Source organism: Haemophilus sp. HMSC068C11, assembly GCF_001815355.1.
In the GTDB taxonomy this organism is placed as follows: Bacteria; Pseudomonadota; Gammaproteobacteria; order Enterobacterales; family Pasteurellaceae; genus Haemophilus_D.
On the sequence record NZ_KV820361.1, the window covers coordinates 207,048 to 224,397 of the forward strand.

18 protein-coding genes and 2 tRNA genes are annotated in these 17,350 nt (G+C 38.7%); 16 read left to right on the top strand and 4 right to left on the bottom strand.

Going from position 1 to position 17,350, the window contains the following annotated elements; genetic code table 11:
- Positions 1–59: 59 nt before the first annotated feature.
- Positions 60–133: transfer RNA gene (locus HMPREF3020_RS04810), tRNA-Cys, on the bottom strand.
- Positions 134–140: 7 nt separating this feature from the next.
- Positions 141–216: transfer RNA gene (locus HMPREF3020_RS04815), tRNA-Gly, on the bottom strand.
- Between the two features lie 255 nt (positions 217–471).
- Here HMPREF3020_RS04815 and HMPREF3020_RS04825 point away from each other — a divergent pair.
- Both HMPREF3020_RS04825 and trxA read left to right on the top strand, forming a co-directional pair.
- Positions 472–1,581, top strand: a complete 1,110-nt coding sequence (locus HMPREF3020_RS04825; protein WP_049384427.1) for a methionine biosynthesis PLP-dependent protein — start codon at positions 472–474, stop codon at positions 1,579–1,581.
- A 117-nt stretch (positions 1,582–1,698) separates the two neighbouring features.
- Positions 1,699–2,022, top strand: a complete 324-nt coding sequence (trxA, locus tag HMPREF3020_RS04830) for a thioredoxin (protein ID WP_005696559.1) — start codon at positions 1,699–1,701, stop codon at positions 2,020–2,022.
- A gap of 53 nt (positions 2,023–2,075) precedes the next feature.
- Here trxA and HMPREF3020_RS04835 read toward each other — a convergent pair whose 3' ends face one another.
- On the bottom strand, positions 2,076–2,885 hold the full coding sequence (locus HMPREF3020_RS04835) for a DNA ligase (RefSeq protein WP_070775725.1): 810 nt from the start codon (positions 2,883–2,885) through the stop codon (positions 2,076–2,078).
- Positions 2,886–3,084: 199 nt separating this feature from the next.
- On the opposite strand from HMPREF3020_RS04835, the gene lpcA reads away from it, so the two are divergent.
- From lpcA to HMPREF3020_RS04865, 6 genes are all read left to right on the top strand, one after another.
- Positions 3,085–3,669 (top strand): D-sedoheptulose 7-phosphate isomerase, encoded by a 585-nt coding sequence (gene lpcA / locus HMPREF3020_RS04840; protein WP_014065007.1) that lies wholly within the window; start codon positions 3,085–3,087, stop codon positions 3,667–3,669.
- 149 nt (positions 3,670–3,818) lie between these two features.
- Positions 3,819–4,556, top strand: a complete 738-nt coding sequence (gene artP, locus HMPREF3020_RS04845) for an arginine ABC transporter ATP-binding protein ArtP (RefSeq protein ID WP_070775726.1) — start codon at positions 3,819–3,821, stop codon at positions 4,554–4,556.
- A gap of 11 nt (positions 4,557–4,567) precedes the next feature.
- Complete coding sequence (locus tag HMPREF3020_RS04850; protein WP_070775727.1) at positions 4,568–5,287, top strand: lysine/arginine/ornithine ABC transporter substrate-binding protein; 720 nt, start codon at positions 4,568–4,570, stop codon at positions 5,285–5,287.
- A gap of 3 nt (positions 5,288–5,290) precedes the next feature.
- Positions 5,291–5,962 (top strand): arginine ABC transporter permease ArtQ, encoded by a 672-nt coding sequence (gene artQ, locus HMPREF3020_RS04855; protein WP_065244297.1) that lies wholly within the window; start codon positions 5,291–5,293, stop codon positions 5,960–5,962.
- Positions 5,962–6,645 (top strand): arginine ABC transporter permease ArtM, encoded by a 684-nt coding sequence (gene artM, locus HMPREF3020_RS04860; protein WP_054418188.1) that lies wholly within the window; start codon positions 5,962–5,964, stop codon positions 6,643–6,645. Before artQ ends, artM begins: the two co-directional genes overlap by 1 nt.
- A 116-nt stretch (positions 6,646–6,761) precedes the next feature.
- The gene (locus HMPREF3020_RS04865; RefSeq protein ID WP_070775728.1) at positions 6,762–7,457 is read left to right on the top strand and encodes an SIR2 family NAD-dependent protein deacylase; all 696 of its coding nucleotides are present in this window, start codon (positions 6,762–6,764) and stop codon (positions 7,455–7,457) included.
- Between the two features lie 63 nt (positions 7,458–7,520).
- Here the strand turns inward: HMPREF3020_RS04865 and HMPREF3020_RS04870 are convergent, their stop codons facing one another.
- Positions 7,521–7,754 (bottom strand): zinc ribbon domain-containing protein, encoded by a 234-nt coding sequence (locus HMPREF3020_RS04870; RefSeq protein ID WP_049384422.1) that lies wholly within the window; start codon positions 7,752–7,754, stop codon positions 7,521–7,523.
- A gap of 202 nt (positions 7,755–7,956) precedes the next feature.
- On the opposite strand from HMPREF3020_RS04870, the gene HMPREF3020_RS04875 reads away from it, so the two are divergent.
- The 8 genes from HMPREF3020_RS04875 to mraY all read left to right on the top strand — a co-directional run bounded on the left by HMPREF3020_RS04875 (position 7,957) and on the right by mraY (position 17,345).
- Positions 7,957–9,531, top strand: a complete 1,575-nt coding sequence (locus HMPREF3020_RS04875; protein ID WP_070775729.1) for a carbon starvation CstA family protein — start codon at positions 7,957–7,959, stop codon at positions 9,529–9,531.
- Between the two features lie 209 nt (positions 9,532–9,740).
- Entirely contained in the window at positions 9,741–10,199 is a 459-nt protein-coding gene (mraZ, locus tag HMPREF3020_RS04880; protein ID WP_005696540.1) for a division/cell wall cluster transcriptional repressor MraZ, read from the top strand.
- Between the two features lie 84 nt (positions 10,200–10,283).
- Positions 10,284–11,252, top strand: a complete 969-nt coding sequence (gene rsmH / locus HMPREF3020_RS04885; RefSeq protein ID WP_070775730.1) for a 16S rRNA (cytosine(1402)-N(4))-methyltransferase RsmH — start codon at positions 10,284–10,286, stop codon at positions 11,250–11,252.
- Between the two features lies 1 nt (position 11,253).
- A complete protein-coding gene (gene ftsL / locus HMPREF3020_RS04890) occupies positions 11,254–11,574 on the top strand; it encodes a cell division protein FtsL (protein WP_070775731.1) in 321 nt (106 codons plus the stop codon).
- A 14-nt stretch (positions 11,575–11,588) separates the two neighbouring features.
- Positions 11,589–13,409, top strand: a complete 1,821-nt coding sequence (locus HMPREF3020_RS04895) for a penicillin-binding transpeptidase domain-containing protein (RefSeq protein ID WP_049384419.1) — start codon at positions 11,589–11,591, stop codon at positions 13,407–13,409.
- Positions 13,410–13,423: 14 nt separating this feature from the next.
- Positions 13,424–14,893: a UDP-N-acetylmuramoyl-L-alanyl-D-glutamate--2,6-diaminopimelate ligase gene (murE, locus tag HMPREF3020_RS04900; RefSeq protein WP_070775732.1), complete on the top strand. Its 1,470-nt coding sequence runs from the start codon at positions 13,424–13,426 to the stop codon at positions 14,891–14,893.
- A gap of 5 nt (positions 14,894–14,898) precedes the next feature.
- Positions 14,899–16,269 (top strand): UDP-N-acetylmuramoyl-tripeptide--D-alanyl-D-alanine ligase, encoded by a 1,371-nt coding sequence (gene murF, locus HMPREF3020_RS04905; protein WP_070775733.1) that lies wholly within the window; start codon positions 14,899–14,901, stop codon positions 16,267–16,269.
- On the top strand, positions 16,263–17,345 hold the full coding sequence (gene mraY, locus HMPREF3020_RS04910; RefSeq protein ID WP_049370102.1) for a phospho-N-acetylmuramoyl-pentapeptide-transferase: 1,083 nt from the start codon (positions 16,263–16,265) through the stop codon (positions 17,343–17,345). Before murF ends, mraY begins: the two co-directional genes overlap by 7 nt.
- The last annotated feature ends 5 nt before the right edge of the window (positions 17,346–17,350 follow it).

Consider the following 17,350-nt stretch of genomic DNA (forward strand, 5'->3'; position numbering starts at 1 on the left):
CCCTTGTGTCTACCGATTCCACCACTCGGGCATCGAGTGATTAACTAACTGCGTGGTTATGGAGGCGTGTCCCGGAGTCGAACCGAGCTACATGGATTTGCAATCCAGTGCATAACCGCTTTGCTAACACGCCGTTAGTTTGGAGCGGGAAACGAGGCTCGAACTCGCGACCCCGACCTTGGCAAGGTCGTGCTCTACCAACTGAGCTATTCCCGCATACGCTGTTAGTGCGGTGAATTTTACGGAAATTTTAAACTCTGTCAATCGAAGATATGAAAAAAAAATTCAAATGTTGAAAAAATCTTCGTTTCGGTTGAAATTACAGCAAAATTTGACACAAGAATATAATTTTAGCTTAGTTTTCAATTTCTACTTTTATCGTGATTGGGTTTGTGACAAAATTGGAGCGTTTTGTTCGCCATTAAATCAAGAAAAGCGCGGTCAAATTTTTGCATGTTTTAGAGGTAAATTATGACACAACAATATTCTATTGATACATTATTAGCCCAAGCGGGAAATCGCAGTGATGAGCGCACTGGTGCGGTTTCTACGCCGATTTATCTTTCAACGGCTTATGGCCACCACGGGATTGGTGAAAGCACCGGATTCGATTATACGCGCACGAAAAACCCAACGCGTAGTGTTTTGGAAGATACCGTAGCAAAATTAGAAAATGGTGATCGTGGTTTTGCCTTTTCCTCCGGCATGGCGGCAATTCAAGTGCTGATGAATTTATTTAAAGGCCCAGATGAATGGATTGTGTCAAGTGATGTATATGGTGGAACCTATCGCCTATTGGATTTTGCCTATAAAAATAACAACAGCGTAAAACCTGTTTATGTGAATACTGCTTCTTTAGCTGAAATTGAAGCTGCGATTACAGCGAATACAAAAGCGATTTTTATTGAAACCCCATCAAATCCATTAATGGAAGAGTGTGATGTGGTAGAAATTTCAAAATTAGCGAAAAAACACAACTTGTTAATGATTGTAGACAATACTTTCTTAACTCCTGTGCTATCTCGTCCATTAGATTTAGGCGCGGATATTGTAATCCACAGTGGCACAAAATATATTGCAGGTCACAATGATAGTTTAGTTGGCTTGATTATTGCAAAAGGACAAGCGCTTTGTGATCGTATCGCCTATATTCAAAATGGTGCAGGTGCCGTACTTTCACCGTTTGATTCTTGGTTAACCGTGCGTGGAATGAAAACCCTTTCATTACGTATGAAACGCCATCAAGATAATGCGAAGGCGATTGCGGAATTCTTACGCGAACAGCCACAAATTGATAGTGTGTTATATCCAAACAAAGGCGGTATGCTGTCTTTCCGTTTGAAAGATGAAAATTGGGTAAATACGTTCTTAAAATCAATCAAATTGATTACCTTTGCGGAAAGCTTAGGCGGTACAGAAAGTTTTATTACCTATCCTGCAACCCAAACCCATATGGATATTCCAGAAGCAGAACGCGTCGCTCGTGGTATTACAAACACATTATTGCGTTTTTCTGTTGGTTTAGAAGATGTAGAAGACATTAAAGCCGATTTATTACAGGCATTTGCACAGCTTAAGTAATTAGTTTTTATCAATCGGACTAATCTGTGCAATCCAATATACCTTGTGTTATTATGCACAACATTAATTAACGTTAGGTGTTGATTCGTCAGCACCTTATTAAATAAGGAAACAAAAATGAGCGAAGTATTACATATTAATGATGCAGATTTTGAAACTACTGTTGTGCAATCTGATATCCCTGTATTAGTAGATTTCTGGGCACCATGGTGTGGCCCTTGCAAAATGATTGCGCCTATTTTAGATGAAATCGCACCTGAATTCGCAGGTAAAGCAAAAATCGTTAAAATCAACGTAGATGACAACCAATTAGTGGCAGGTCAATTTGGTGTACGTAGTATCCCAACTTTACTACTTTTCAAAAATGGCCAACTTGTTGCAACACAAGTGGGTGCATTACCAAAAAATCAATTAGCGGCGTTTATTAATCAACACCTATAATTGAGTTATTAAACATAAAGAGCGGTCAAAAATAGTGATGTTTTTGACCGCTCTTATTTTTTCTCTCGCCAATAAGTGGCAAAACGAGGTTTTCCAGAATTAGTTAATCCACGATATTTGTAGGTAATCGTGCTACCAATAGGCGGTGGATTTTCGCGCTCACTCAGATTAAATCCTGAACCGATTTTGAATTTTCCATGATGATTTTCACAGGTGAGCGATCCGAGTATATTCTCAAATTGTCCTTTCCCTTTGTGATGTGCTATCACGGTACATTCTTCATCATAAGTGCTTTTTAACTTTAAAATTTGTGTACTGCGTTTTCTTTCGTAAGGCGCATGAGGATTACGTAATACAATCCCTTCACCTTTTTTCCCTTCAATTTCATGCAAATACTCGAATAAATGTGTTTTATCTCGTATCGGAATTTGCGGAATAATCTTGATATAAGGCGTAGGGTGATCTTTCAAATAATCTTCTAAGGTTTTGAGACGTTCAAAAAGGTTTCCTGATGCATTAGGCACATCAAAAACATAAAGTGTTAATTTTGCCCAATTATCACCTTTAAAGGATTTTGTGATAGAAGCAATTTCTTCAAATTGATTACGTTCATTAAAAAGCTCACCATCAATGGCAAAAGGCGGAAATTGAGCAGTAAAATAGGTCGGTGCGGGCAAGGGCAGCCCTTGACGACTTAATAATGTTTTGCCATCCCAATAACCTCGTATCCCATCCAATTTTTCAGACATTACCCAACCTTGAATATCTTGGTTTTCATAAGTGCCTAATAGCATTAAATCACGCTCGTTCGCCCAAGTTATTTGGTTGAATAGAAGGTAAAGTAATAAGTAAATCGCTCGCATAATCTCTCCTTTTTAAATTTATTGAGTTTAAAAAGTGCGGTCATTTTTTACAGTGTTTTTAGCTGGATTTGCGATAGATATCGCAAAATAATGATACGTAAGCTGAAAAAGGGAGTGATAAAAAGAGCGCTAGATTATTTGAAATGAACGCTATACAATGCCAACGCTATTTCGAATTTTAATTTTTAAGGAGAATAAAATGTATTTTGATCAAATTAAAGCTGAGCTTGTGGAAGCGCAAGACGTATTAAATAAGTTTGTTTCAGATGATAACAACATCAAACTCATTGAAAAAGCGGCTAAATTATTAGCAGAAAGTTTTAAAAATGGCGGTAAAGTATTATCTTGCGGTAATGGTGGTTCTCACTGTGATGCCATGCACTTTGCAGAAGAACTCACTGGTCGTTATCGTGAAAACCGCCCGGGTTATCCTGCGATTGCGATTTCAGATGTAAGTCATTTAAGCTGTGTAAGTAATGACTTTGGTTATGAATATGTATTCTCTCGCTTTGTTGAAGCAGTGGGTAAAGAAGGCGATGTTTTATTTGGATTATCGACCTCTGGGAATTCTAAAAATATCTTAAATGCGATCGAAGCCGCGAAAGCAAAAGGCATGAAAGTGATTGCGATGACTGGTAAAGATGGCGGTAAAATGGCAGGCTTAGCGGATGTTGAAATTCGTGTGCCACACTTCGGTTATGCAGATCGTATTCAAGAAATCCACATCAAAGTGATTCATATTTTGATGATGTTAGTTGAATTTGAGATGGCGAAAGAGGCCTAATTCGCGATAAGTGCGGTTTAAAATTCAATGATTTAAAGATCCCAAAAACTTTTTTGGGATTTTTTTATCAAAACACTTGCATAATTAATCATTAAAAAGTAATATTTATTCATTCTTAAGAATCAAGAGAGGATAGCAGTAAACTTAGTATGGCGATTAGTGTTAAAAATTTGAATTTCTTTTATGGTTCATCACAGGCATTGTTTGATATCAATCTTGATGCACAAGAAGGCGATACCGTGGTGTTACTCGGACCAAGTGGCGCAGGAAAAAGTACGTTAATACGTACATTAAATTTATTAGAAGTGCCGACCTCTGGCGAATTGCATATTGCGAATAATCATTTTGATTTATCTAAAGCGAATAATAATCCGAAAGCCATTCGTCAACTTCGTCAAGATGTCGGCATGGTATTTCAACAATACAATCTTTGGCCGCATTTAACGGTAATTGAAAACCTGATTGAAGCGCCCCAAAAAGTATTAGGCATTAGCGAAGAAGAAGCGAAAAAAGATGCATTAGAACTTTTAAAGCGTTTACGTTTGGAAGAGCATGCCGATCGTTTTCCTCTTCATTTATCAGGCGGTCAGCAACAACGTGTTGCTATTGCTCGAGCATTAATGATGAAACCACAAGTGTTGTTGTTTGATGAACCAACGGCAGCACTGGATCCTGAGATTACAGCTCAAGTGGTTGATATCATTAAAGAACTTCAACAAACCGGTATTACTCAGGTGATTGTGACCCACGAAGTGAACGTAGCACAAAAAGTGGCGACTAAGGTCGTCTATATGGAACAAGGTAAGATTATTGAAATGGGCAGTGCAGATTGCTTTGATAATCCAAAAACCGAACAATTTAAACAATATCTTTCACACTCAGAATAAGGAAACACAACATGAAAAAATTACTTTTAAGCGCAATGTTAATGGGGGCAGCTTTTGCTGCGAATGCACAAGAAATCACTTTTGCGATGGAGCCGAGCTATCCACCATTTGAAACAACAAATGAAAAAGGCGAAATCATTGGTTTTGATGTTGATGTGGCGAATGCAATTTGTAAGGAAATCCAAGCAACTTGTCACTTCAAAAGCCAAGCTTTTGATGCCTTGATTCCAAGCTTGAAAGCAAAACGTTTTGATGCAGCGATTTCTGCAATGGATATTACTGAAGCGCGCGCAAAACAAGTTTCATTTTCTAATGCGTATTATGACAGCACAGCAAGTTATGTTGCTTTAAAAGGCAAAGCAGATTTAGCTTCGGCAAAAACAATTGGTGTTCAAAACGGAACAACATTCCAACAATATACCGCAGCAGAAACCAAACAATATAATGCAAAATCTTATGCAAGCTTACAAGATGCGATCTTAGACTTAAAAAATGGCCGTATTGATATCATCTTCGGTGATACAGCCGTATTGTCTGATATGATTTCTAAAGAGCCTGAAATTCAATTTGTTGGCGAGAAAGTGACTAACAAAAAATATTTCGGTAATGGTTTAGGTATCGCGGTGAATAAATCAAGCAAAGAATTGCTAGAAAGCTTAAATAAAGGTTTAGAAACTGTGAAAGCAAATGGTGAATACCAAAAAATCTATGACAAATGGATGACAAAATAATCTATGTTTTATGATTATCTTACATTAATTGGACATGCAGCCCTAATGACCTTAGGGCTTGCTATTTGCTCGTTAATTGTCGGTTTATTGCTCAGTATTATTTTTACGGCTTTAGAAGCAAATAAATATGTCTTTATTGCAAAACCAGCTTCTGTTGTGATCGCTTTATTGCGTGGTTTACCCGAAATTTTAGTGGTTCTACTGATTTATTTTGGTTCAACCCAAGTGGTAGAAATGCTAACGGGTGAGTATATCGAATTCAGCGCCTTTGGTTGTGGTGTATTTGCATTGTCTTTGATTTTTGCCTCTTATGCTTCACAAACCTTACGTGGTGCGATTCAAGCCATTCCAAAAGGACAGTGGGAATCAGGTGCAGCTTTAGGGTTAAGCCGTCCTTATACCTTCATTAATTTGATTATGCCACAAGTATGGCGACATGCTTTACCAGGCTTAAGCAATCAATGGCTCGTGTTATTAAAAGATACGGCATTGGTGTCATTAATCGGTGTCGATGATTTAATGCGTCAGGCTGGATATATCAATACAAACACCCATGAGCCTTTCACTTGGTATGGCATTGCAGCATTAATTTATTTAGTGATTACGTTGATCAGCCAAGCGGGTATTCGCAAATTAGAATTACGTTTCACTCGATTTGAACGGGGAGTCGAATAATGTTTCAAGAGTATTTAGCAGTGATTGCTCAAGGCATTCCGACTAGCCTGTTGCTTACAGTTGTGTCTTTGTTTATTGCCTTTTTCTTAGCATTGGGTTTAACCTTCTTGCTTTCTATCGGCAATAAATTGGTGAAAAGTGCGGTCAATTTGTTCCTTGTTTTATTTACAGGTACCCCACTTTTAGTGCAATTTTTCTTAATTTATGCAGGTCCAGGACAATTCCAATGGTTGGTGGACAGCCCATTATGGGGATTATTCTCCAACGCATGGTTCTGTGCAGCATTAGCTTTAGCATTGAATAGTGCCGCTTATTCAACCCAATTATTCCATGGAGCAGTCAAAGCGATCTCTAAAGGTCAATGGGAAAGCTGTGCGGCATTAGGGTTAAGTCGTATGCAGACGTTAAAAATCCTAATTCCTTATGCATTAAAACGTGCGCTTCCTTCTTATACCAATGAAATTATCTTAGTATTTAAAGGTACAGCATTAGCTTCTACTATTACGATCATGGATATCATGGGATATGCACGCCAACTTTACGGTACCGAATATGATGCACTCACTATCTACGGTATCGCAGGTGGAATTTATCTCATCATTACCGGCATTGCCACTTTATTACTTCGTCAGTTAGAAAATAAAGTGTTAGCATTTGAACGTATTGATACCGCAAAAGCATAAAGTGCGGTCAAAAATAGCAACAAATCGGGCAGTTTAAAAATTGCCCGATTTTTTATTATAAATTCGAAGTGAATCTGTTTTTCAGGATTATAATATAAAGTACTGAGGAGGGTATTATGAAACCTATTTGTGTCGTATTAACAGGCGCAGGAATTAGTGCCGAAAGTGGTATTCCCACATTTAGAGCGGAAGATGGTTTATGGGCAGGGCATAAAGTCGAAGAGGTTTGTACGCCTGAAGCCTTGCAAAAGAATCGTGCGAAAGTATTAGATTTCTATAACCAACGACGAAAAAATGCGGCTGTAGCTAAGCCAAATGCTGCACATCTCGCACTAGTTGAATTAGAAAAAGCCTATGATGTGAGAATTATCACGCAAAATGTGGATGATTTACATGAACGCGCAGGAAGCTCAAATGTTTTACATTTACATGGAGAATTAAATAAAGCTCGCAGTAGCTTTGATGAAAGCTATATCGTAGATTGTTTTGGTGATCAGAAATTGGAAGATAAAGATCCAAATGGGCATCCAATGCGTCCATATATTGTTTTTTTCGGTGAAATGGTGCCGATGTTAGCGCGAGCAATTGATATCGTAGAACAAGCAGATGTCGTGTTAGTGATTGGTACTTCTTTGCAAGTGTATCCTGCGAATGGCTTAGTTAATGAAGCGCCAAGCAAAGCGCCAATTTACTTGATCGATCCAAATCCCAATACAGGCTTTGTCCGTAAACAAGTCATCGCAATAAAAGAAAAAGCAGGGAAGGGCGTACCGAAAGTAGTGAGCGTATTGTTAGATAAAATAAAAGATTAATCTGTAGCTAAGCAATAAAGATAAAGTGCGGTCAAAATTCTGATTGTTTTTTGACCGCACTTTTTATTCTCCAGTTAGCCAACTTGCCAATAAGATAACGATAGTAAAAATAGCCAACCAAATAAGGTGAAGCTTAGTGCTTTTTCGATTAATTTCGGCATTTTGTTGGCGTCGTTGTTCGAGTTTTTGTTTGTAAATTTCAAGATCTTCTTTTTTAAAAGAGAACCCACAATTTGGACAAAATTGAGCGGACTCGCTGATTTTTTTACGACATTCTGGGCAGCGGGTGAGAGCCATTGATGATCCTTTTTTAATTATTTTAATTTATAAATATATTGTAAGTGAAAAAAACGTAATGATAAACGTGACATGGATCACAAAATTGAAACAATATAAAAATTAAAATTTTGATTTTGATGATTTTCACTTAGAATACCGCCGACGAAGTCTAGTATATGACTAAATTTCGGTATTCATTTATTCCTGAGGAGTATTTTTTATGTTGTGGTTTTTCTTCTGCGTGGCGTTATTGCTAGCAGGTTATTTCATTTATAGTCGTGTCATTGAGCGCATTTTTGTGATCAATCCAAACCGTCAAACGCCAGCTTATACCATGAATGATGGCGTTGACTATATGCCAATGTCTAAAACTAAGATTTGGTTAATTCAATTATTAAACATTGCTGGTACAGGTCCAATCTTTGGTCCAATTCTTGGTGCGTTATACGGACCAGTTGCAATGCTTTGGATTGTAGTGGGTTGTATCTTTGCTGGTGCGGTACACGATTATTTCTGCGGGATGTTAAGTGTGCGTAATGGCGGGGCATCTATGCCTAATCTTGCAGGTAAATACTTAGGTCGTCCGGTTAAAGCATTTATTAATATCTTAGCTGTTGTACTTTTATTATTAGTAGGTGTGGTATTCGTTGCAAGTCCAGCGCAGTTAATGGGGACGATTACAATGGATGTATTCGGTGCTGCATCAGGTAGCATCTCTATTAGTAATGCAGAAGAAATCCATCAAGTAGCAGAAGCAGGTGGTATTACCGTTTGGGGTATGGATAAAGCGACAGTTATCAGTGTTTGGACTGGTATCATCTTCATTTACTATATTCTTGCGACATTACTTCCAGTTGATAAAATCATCGGTCGTATCTACCCATTCTTCGGTGCATTATTACTCTTTATGTCTGTAGGTATGGTATATGGTTTAGTAAGTGCAGATCTTAGCTCAGCAGATCCAATTTCTTTCTATCGTTCTGTGGACGGTATGTCTTTTGAGAAATTCTTCCAAAACTTTGAAACCCGTGCAGATTTACCATTATGGCCACTCTTGTTCTTAACTATCTCTTGTGGTGCATTATCTGGTTTCCACGCAACACAAAGCCCGCTAATGGCGCGTTGTACTGAAAACGAAAAAGAAGGGCGTTTCATTTTCTACGGTGCCATGATCGGTGAAGGTGTGATTGCATTAGTATGGTGTGCAGTTGGTTTAAGTTTCTATGATTCTTTACCAGATTTGTTAGCTGCGATTAAAGCGGGTTCGCCTTCTAAAGTGGTTTATGATTCTTCAATCCACTTCTTAGGTCTTGTTGGTGGTATTTTTGCAGTATTAGGTGTGGTTGTTCTTCCTATTACATCAGGTGATACAGCATTCCGTGCAGCACGACTTGTTATTGCAGAATTTTTCCATTTAGAACAAAAAACCTTAGCTAAACGTTTAATTATTGCTGTACCATTATTCGTGGTTGGTTATATCGTATCAAAAGTGGATTTCTCTATCTTATGGCGTTACTTCACTTGGGCAAACCAAACCACTGCGATGGTTATGTTATGGACTGCAGCAGCGTACTTATACCGTTATAATAAATTCCACTGGGTATGTACAATCCCTGCGGCATTTATCAGTACTGTATGTTTTACTTATCTTGCATACAACAAAATCGGTTTCGGTTTAGACTATCAATTATCTGTTTATATCGGCTTAGGCTTAACTGTTCTTTGCTTGATATTATTCTTCACACAGCTTAAACCATTAGGTGATCGTGATGAAGAAGCGTATGTAAATAACTAATTAAATTGAGTTAAAAATTGAAAAACCGTTTGAGGGAAACCTTAAACGGTTTTTTTGTTTATTTTATTGCCAAAATTTACCAATCTTTACGTTTTAATTGCTTGCAAGTTAAGGCTACAACCGATAAACTTACGCAAAGTGGTGAAAAGTGGAATTTTGTGGAAAATTCTGCCAAATTTTTCCAAAAATAGACGTTTAAAGGTAGAGAAATGTTTCGTGGTGCAGCAGCGGTAAATTTAGATGCGAAGGGTCGTGTAGCGATTCCTACTCGTTATCGTGCTGAAATCATGGAAAAGAACCAAGGTCAAATGGTTTGTACCGTTGATATTCGTCAGCCTTGTTTATTACTTTATCCTTTAGATGAATGGGAAAAAATCGAACAAAAACTACTTTCACTTTCCAACTTTGACCCAAATCAACGCCGCTTACAACGTGTAATGCTCGGTTATGCCACAGAATGTGAAATGGATGCGCAAGGTCGTATCTTATTAAGTGGTCCATTACGTCAACACGCAAAATTAGAAAAAGGCTTAATGTTGGTAGGGCAGTTGAACAAATTTGAAATTTGGAGCGATACTGAATGGTACGCACAAATTGATGAGGATATCGAAATTGGCTCAAGTGCTGAATTCGGTGCTTCTGAAGAACTAAAAATGCTGTCATTATAGAACAGCAGCACTAGCAGGATAAGCGGTGCTTGCGCCGCTCTATCTTCTCTTTATCGATTTTGATTTAACTTTTACTTTTTACTTATGACTACGCAAAATTCCTTTTCTGCACCTGAACATATCACGGTTTTGCTTCACGAAGCGGTGAATGGTTTGGCGTTGAAAGAAAATGGGATTTATATTGATGGGACCTTTGGTCGTGGTGGTCATTCTCGTCTAATTCTCTCTCAGCTTTCTGAAAATGGTCGTTTGATTGCCGTTGATCGTGATCCTCGTGCGATTGCTGAAGCTGAAAAAATTCAAGACCCTCGTTTTCATATTGAACATAATAGCTTTTCACACATTCCAGATATCTGTCAAAAACTCGATTTAGTTGGTAAAATTGACGGTATTTTGCTGGATTTAGGCGTATCATCTCCACAGCTTGATGAAGCCGAGCGTGGGTTCAGTTTTATGAAAGATGGCCCCTTAGATATGCGCATGGATACCACACAAGGTTTATCAGCGGCAGAGTGGCTAAAACAGGTATCTGTTGATGATTTAACTTGGGTGTTAAAAACCTTTGGTGAAGAGCGTTTTGCAAAACGAATTGCTACTGCTATCGTCGAATTTAATAAAAGTGCGGTTAAAAATGGCACAGAATGTTTAAGTCGTACTTCTCAGCTCGCTGAATTAATTGCTCAAGCCGTACCGTTTAAAGATAAACATAAGCATCCAGCGACGCGTAGTTTCCAAGCCATTCGAATTTATATTAATGCAGAATTAGATGAATTAGAAAGTGTATTAAATTCTGCATTAGATATGTTGGCACCAGAAGGGCGTTTATCGATTATCAGTTTCCATTCACTTGAAGACAGAATGGTAAAACATTTCATGCGTAAACAAAGTAAAGGTGAGGATATCCCGAGAGGTTTACCATTACGTGAAGATCAAATCCAACGTAATCAAAAATTAAAAATCATTGGTAAGGCAATTCAGCCAAGTGAGGCAGAAATTTCAGCGAATCCACGTTCAAGAAGCGCGGTGTTACGTATAGCGGAAAGGGTGAAATAAGATGTTAGATAATAGCGAACGTTATCCTTTACAACATATTCTCGTTGAAGATATTTTTTCTTCTAATAAATTAATTGTCGTCCTACTTTTATTAATTTTAGCTTCTGCAATGGGCACAATTTGGATGACCCATCAAACACGAGGCTTGATTTCTGAAAACGGGCAGTTGGTATTACAACACCAAGCCCTTGAAAACGAATATCGCAATTTGCAATTACAAGAAGCAACCGAAAGTGATAATACAAGAGTTGAATCCATTGCAATCGATACATTAAAAATGCAACGTGTTCAAAGTGAACAAGAAGTAGTTATTTTTGAATAGGGATTTTGAATAAAATGGTTAGATTTAATTCCTCTAAGAAACCAGGAAAGCCAAAGAAAACAATTAGAAAATTGGCTCAACCTGCGTCAGTAAAACCAAATAAACCGAAGATGGTGTTTGAGAAATGCTTCCTTCGTGGTCGTTATCTTATTGCGACAAGTTTTATTTTCTTAGGATTAGGCGCATTAGTGGCTCGTGCTGCTTATGTGCAATCAGTTAATTCTGAAACCCTTTCTGGTGAAGCGGACAAACGTTCATTACGTAAAGATGACGTCCTTTCTGTTCGTGGTTCAATTTTAGATCGTAACGGCCAATTGTTATCGGTGAGTGTACCGATGAGTGCAATTGTGGCTGAACCTCGTTTAATGTTAAAAGAAAATGCATTAGATGATAAAGAACGTATTAAAGCTCTCGCAAATGAATTAAATATGACGCCAGCCGAGTTGGTGAAAAAAATTGAGAAAAATGCCAAATCAGGTTTCTTGTATTTAGCGCGCCAAGTAGAAGCGAGCAAGGCAAATTATATCCGTGATCTCAAAATTAAAGGTATTTCATTAGAAACTGAACCACGTCGTTTTTATCCTCGTGTAGAAGAGGCGGCACAATTAATCGGCTTTACCAACATTGATGGTAAAGGGATTGAAGGGGTTGAGGCAAGCTTTAACTCAATGCTAGTGGGTAAAGACGGTGCGCGTGTTGTTCGTAAAGATAAACGTGGTAATGTGGTTGAACATATTGCCGATGAGAAAAAATACGATGCACAAGATGTTACCTTAAGTATTGATGAAAAATTACAATCCATGGTGTATCGTGAAATCAAAAAAGCAGTAACTGAGAACAAAGCTGAATCTGGTACTGCGGTATTGGTGGATGTACGTACGGGTGAAGTATTAGCCATGGCAACCGCGCCTTCCTACAATCCGAATAACTTAGCTAATGTAAAAGATGAGTTAAAACGTAACCGTGCAATTACCGATACCTTTGAACCTGGTTCAACCGTAAAACCTTTCGTTGTGTTGACCGCACTTCAACGTGGCGCAGTGAGACGTGATGAGGTAATTAATACGGGTTCATTTACCGTAAGTGGTAAAGAAATTGTCGACGTGGCACCTCGCCCACAACAAACCTTAGATGAGATTTTGATTAACTCTAGTAACCGTGGTGTGAGCCGCCTTGCGTTACGTATGCCACCTTCAGCATTAATGGAAACCTACCAAAATGCAGGCTTAGGTAAAGATACTGAGTTAGGCTTAATCGGTGAACAACGTGGGGTATTAAATGCAAACCGTAAACGTTGGGCCGATATCGAACGTGCAACGGTGGCTTATGGTTATGGTATTACTTCAACGCCATTACAAATTGCACGTGCTTATGCCACTTTAGGCAGCTTCGGGATTTATCGTCCGCTTTCTATCACGAAAGTTGATCCACCAGTCATTGGTCAACGTGTATTCTCTGAGAAAATCACGAAAGACGTAGTGGGCATGTTAGAAAAAGTCGCGATCAAAAATAAACGTGCGATGGTTGAAGGTTATCGTGTTGGTGTGAAAACAGGTACGGCACGTAAAATTGAAAATGGTCACTATGTTAATAAATATGTGGCATTTACAGCGGGTATTGCACCAATTAGCGATCCACGTTATGCATTAGTTATTTTGATCAACGATCCGAAAGCAGGGCAGTACTATGGTGGTGCGGTATCTGCGCCAGTATTCTCAAGCATTATGGGCTATGCATTGCGCGCAAATGGTATTGCGCCAGATGCAGAACCAACAGAAAAAACAGCAAGACGCACTGTTCGCTTAAGCGATCAAAAACTTGAAAAAATGAATTAAGAAAAGGCAAAACAATGAAAAAATTGACCGCACTTTTTGATCTTCCGGTGCTTTCAGACATTAATGTGAAGGCGATGGTGTTAGATAGCCGCAAAGTGACTCAAGGAGATCTATTTGTGGCAGTAAAAGGGCATCGTTTTGATGCGAGTCAATTTGTTCCTCAAGCTATTTCTTCTGGTGCAAGTGCGGTCGTTTTAGAGACAGATTTAGAAAACGAGCATTTGAACATCCAATGGCAAAATAATGTGCCAGTGATTCATTTCAATCATTTATCAGCTAATCTTTCAGCATTGGCAGGTCAATTTTATGACAATCCTTCCGAAAAATTGACGTTAGTTGGTGTCACTGGAACAAATGGTAAAACTACGGTTTCTCAATTATTAGCCCAATGGGCTACGCTATTAGGCCACAAAGCAGCTGTCATGGGCACCATTGGCAATGGTTTATTAGGTCAAGTCAAAGAAGCAAAAAACACCACAGGTTCAGCCGTTGAAGTTCAAGAAAACCTCGCTGATTTTGTAGAGAAAGGGGCAGATTTTGCTTCTATCGAAGTGTCTTCACATGGGTTGGTTCAACATCGCGTTGAAGCACTCAAATTTAAAGTTGCTATTTTTACCAATTTAAGTCGTGATCACTTGGATTATCACGAAACAATGGAAAAGTATGCAGAAGCTAAAAAACGCTTTTTCATTGATTTAGCGCCCGAATTACAAATTCTTAATGCTGACGATCCAATTGGAGCCGCATGGTTAAGTGAATTACCAAATGGTATCGCAGTCAGCTGTCACCCAGATTTCCATCCAACATCTAAACAATGGCTTTATGCAACACAGATTCGTTTTACTCACGAAGGTGCTGTAATTGATGTTGCTTCAAGTTGGGGTAATGGCATATTACATAGCCCATTAATTGGCGCTTTTAACGTGAGTAATCTGTTGTTAGCCACAGCCGTTTTATTGGCTTTAGGTTATTCTTTCAATGATCTTATCCGTACTGTTTCACAGCTAAAAGGGGTAAATGGAAGAATGGAATTGATTAAAAAAGCAGGAAAGCCAACAGTTATCGTTGATTATGCCCATACTCCGGACGCATTAGAAAAGGCATTAAATGCTGCGCGTGAACACTGTAAAGGTAAACTTTGGTGTATCTTTGGGTGTGGCGGTGATCGTGATGCGGGCAAGCGTCCGCTGATGGCAAAAGCGGCTGAGCAGTTTGCAGATTTAGTGATCGTAACCCAAGATAATCCGCGTACAGAAGATCCAAATAAAATTGAAGCAGATATCCTTACTGGTTTTAGTCGAATGGAAGATGTTGGTGTGATTCCGGATCGTGAAGAAGCCATCAGATTTACCATTGAGAATGCAGTTGAAAATGATGTGATTGTTATTGCCGGTAAAGGTCATGAAAACTATCAGATCCTTGGGGATAAAACACTTCATTTCTCTGATCAAGAAGTGGCTGAAGCCTATTTAACAAAAAAATAAACATAATGATTAAACTTACTACCCAACAGCTTGCCCAAATTTTAAATGCCAATCTTATTGGTGATGGGCAGGCCGTTGTTGAAAATATCAATACAGATACGCGCAAAGCGGTATCTAACTCGCTGTTTTTTGCATTAAAAGGTGAGCATTTTGATGCCCATCAATACTTAGATAAAGCCGTTGAGCAAGGTGCGGCGGCCTTAGTTGTGCAACAAGCTAACACCGAAATTGCAACGCCACAATTAGTTGTTGCAGATACGGGCTTAGCCCTTGGTCAATTAGCAAAATGGTTGCGTGAAAAAATTAATCCTCGTACCGTGGCGATGACAGGTTCATCGGGTAAAACCACAGTGAAAGAAATGACTGCGTCGATTCTGCAACAAACAGCAGGCAATCCTGAGGCCGTGTTATTCACGAATGGTAATTTCAACAACGATATTGGCGTACCATTAACGTTATTACGCTTAACCGAACAACATAAATTTGCTGTTATTGAATTAGGTGCAAATCATCAAGGTGAAATTGATTACACCACGCATCTTGCGCAGCCAGAAGCTGCGTTAGTGAATAACGTGGCAGCCGCACATTTAGAAGGCTTTGGCTCAATTGAGGGTGTAGCGCGTGCGAAAGGTGAAATCTATCGCGGTTTAACCCCAAATGGTATGGCCATTATTAACAGCGAACATAATTATATTGAATTGTGGCAAAAAGAAATTGGTTCGCATGCTATTCAATATTTTAATGGTGGCGATTACAAAGCTGAAAATGTAAAACATTCACCTAATGGATCAACGTTTACGTTAGTTTCGCCAAAAGGCAGCATTGAAATTAATTTGCCTTATTTAGGTGAGCATAATGTAAAAAATGCGTTGGCAGCGACCGCACTTGCTATGAATGTGGGCGCGAGTCTTGCTGATGTAAAAGTAGGTCTTGAACATCGTTCTCAAGTAAAAGGACGCTTATTCCCGATTCAAGTGAATGAAAATCTACTTTTATTAGATGATACTTACAATGCGAATGTTGATTCTTTACAAGCTGCGATTGATGTTTTAAAAGGTTATGATGCTTTCCGTATTCTACTTGTGGGCGATATGAAAGAATTAGGCGAGGATAGCCTAAAATGTCATCAAGCAGTGGGTGAGCATGCAAAACAAGCTCAATTAGATTTGGTGCTTTCTTACGGAACAGAAAGTGCGGTCATTTCTGAAGCTGTTTTGGGAAAACATTTTAAAGATAAAGCTGAATTGACAGCTTATGCGTTAGATATTATTAAACAGAAATTACAAGAAAACCAAAAAATCGTCGTGTTAGCGAAAGGCTCTCGCTCAATGAAAATGGAAGAGACGATTTATTCATTAAAGGATAGCTTATGTTAGTTTGGCTTGCTGAATACTTAGTTCGCTATGAAACGGCATTTAATGCCATTTCCTATATTACCGTCCGTGCGATTTTGGCATTATTAACCGCACTTTTCATTTCTTTATGGATTGGTCCGAAAGTGATCAAACGCCTTCAAATTTTAAAATTTGGTCAAGAAGTGCGTAATGACGGTCCTGAAAGTCACTTTGCGAAAAAAGGTACGCCAACCATGGGTGGTGTGATGATTTTATTCTCCATCGGTGTGAGTACATTATTATGGGCTAACTTAACGAATCCTTACGTCTGGATTTGCTTATTTGTATTGTTTGGCTATGGTGCAATTGGCTTTGTGGATGATTTCCGTAAAATCACGCGTAAAAATACCGATGGTTTAATTGCTCGTTGGAAATATTTTTGGATGTCAGTGGTGGCATTAGTGGCAATCATTTGGTTGTATTGGTTAGGTCATGATACAGATGCAACTCGTTTAGTGATTCCATTCTTCAAGGATATTATGCCGCAATTGGGTCTATTCTATATTGTGCTGTCTTACTTTGTGATTGTCGGTACAGGTAATGCGGTAAACTTAACTGACGGTTTAGATGGGCTTGCTATCATGCCAACAGCGTTAGTCGCAGGTGCATTTGCTTTAATCGCATGGGCGACAGGTAACGTTAATTTCGCAGAATACTTACATATTCCTTACATCAAACATAGTTCTGAAGTGGTGGTATTCTGTACTGCAATCGTAGGCGCAGGCTTAGGTTTCTTATGGTTTAATACTTATCCGGCTCAAGTCTTTATGGGCGATGTTGGCTCTCTAGCACTAGGTGGCGCACTTGGTGTTGTTGCCATCCTTGTTCGCCAAGAGTTCTTATTAGTGATTATGGGCGGTGTATTTGTTGTTGAAGCCTTGTCCGTGATTTTACAAGTGGGTTCTTATAAATTAAGAAAACAACGTATTTTTAGAATGGCGCCGATTCATCATCACTTTGAATTAAAAGGTTGGCCAGAACCAAGAGTGATTATTCGGTTTTGGATTATTTCCTTGATGTTGGTGTTGATGGGGCTTGTAACGCTCAAACTAAGATAATTTTT

What these genes read in the sequence shown, in the direction of transcription:
- ftsL (WP_070775731.1), top strand. Translation starts at nt 11,254, where the DNA reads ATGTTAGATAATAGCGAACGTTATCCTTTACAACATATTCTCGTTGAA.
- HMPREF3020_RS04835 (WP_070775725.1), bottom strand. Translation starts at nt 2,885, where the DNA reads ATGCGAGCGATTTACTTATTACTTTACCTTCTATTCAACCAAATAACT.
- HMPREF3020_RS04895 (WP_049384419.1), top strand. Translation starts at nt 11,589, where the DNA reads ATGGTTAGATTTAATTCCTCTAAGAAACCAGGAAAGCCAAAGAAAACA.
- mraZ (WP_005696540.1), top strand. Translation starts at nt 9,741, where the DNA reads ATGTTTCGTGGTGCAGCAGCGGTAAATTTAGATGCGAAGGGTCGTGTA.
- rsmH (WP_070775730.1), top strand. Translation starts at nt 10,284, where the DNA reads ATGACTACGCAAAATTCCTTTTCTGCACCTGAACATATCACGGTTTTG.
- trxA (WP_005696559.1), top strand. Translation starts at nt 1,699, where the DNA reads ATGAGCGAAGTATTACATATTAATGATGCAGATTTTGAAACTACTGTT.
- artP (WP_070775726.1), top strand. Translation starts at nt 3,819, where the DNA reads ATGGCGATTAGTGTTAAAAATTTGAATTTCTTTTATGGTTCATCACAG.
- murE (WP_070775732.1), top strand. Translation starts at nt 13,424, where the DNA reads ATGAAAAAATTGACCGCACTTTTTGATCTTCCGGTGCTTTCAGACATT.
- HMPREF3020_RS04865 (WP_070775728.1), top strand. Translation starts at nt 6,762, where the DNA reads ATGAAACCTATTTGTGTCGTATTAACAGGCGCAGGAATTAGTGCCGAA.
- HMPREF3020_RS04870 (WP_049384422.1), bottom strand. Translation starts at nt 7,754, where the DNA reads ATGGCTCTCACCCGCTGCCCAGAATGTCGTAAAAAAATCAGCGAGTCC.
- mraY (WP_049370102.1), top strand. Translation starts at nt 16,263, where the DNA reads ATGTTAGTTTGGCTTGCTGAATACTTAGTTCGCTATGAAACGGCATTT.
- HMPREF3020_RS04825 (WP_049384427.1), top strand. Translation starts at nt 472, where the DNA reads ATGACACAACAATATTCTATTGATACATTATTAGCCCAAGCGGGAAAT.
- HMPREF3020_RS04875 (WP_070775729.1), top strand. Translation starts at nt 7,957, where the DNA reads ATGTTGTGGTTTTTCTTCTGCGTGGCGTTATTGCTAGCAGGTTATTTC.
- HMPREF3020_RS04850 (WP_070775727.1), top strand. Translation starts at nt 4,568, where the DNA reads ATGAAAAAATTACTTTTAAGCGCAATGTTAATGGGGGCAGCTTTTGCT.
- murF (WP_070775733.1), top strand. Translation starts at nt 14,899, where the DNA reads ATGATTAAACTTACTACCCAACAGCTTGCCCAAATTTTAAATGCCAAT.
- artQ (WP_065244297.1), top strand. Translation starts at nt 5,291, where the DNA reads ATGTTTTATGATTATCTTACATTAATTGGACATGCAGCCCTAATGACC.
- lpcA (WP_014065007.1), top strand. Translation starts at nt 3,085, where the DNA reads ATGTATTTTGATCAAATTAAAGCTGAGCTTGTGGAAGCGCAAGACGTA.
- artM (WP_054418188.1), top strand. Translation starts at nt 5,962, where the DNA reads ATGTTTCAAGAGTATTTAGCAGTGATTGCTCAAGGCATTCCGACTAGC.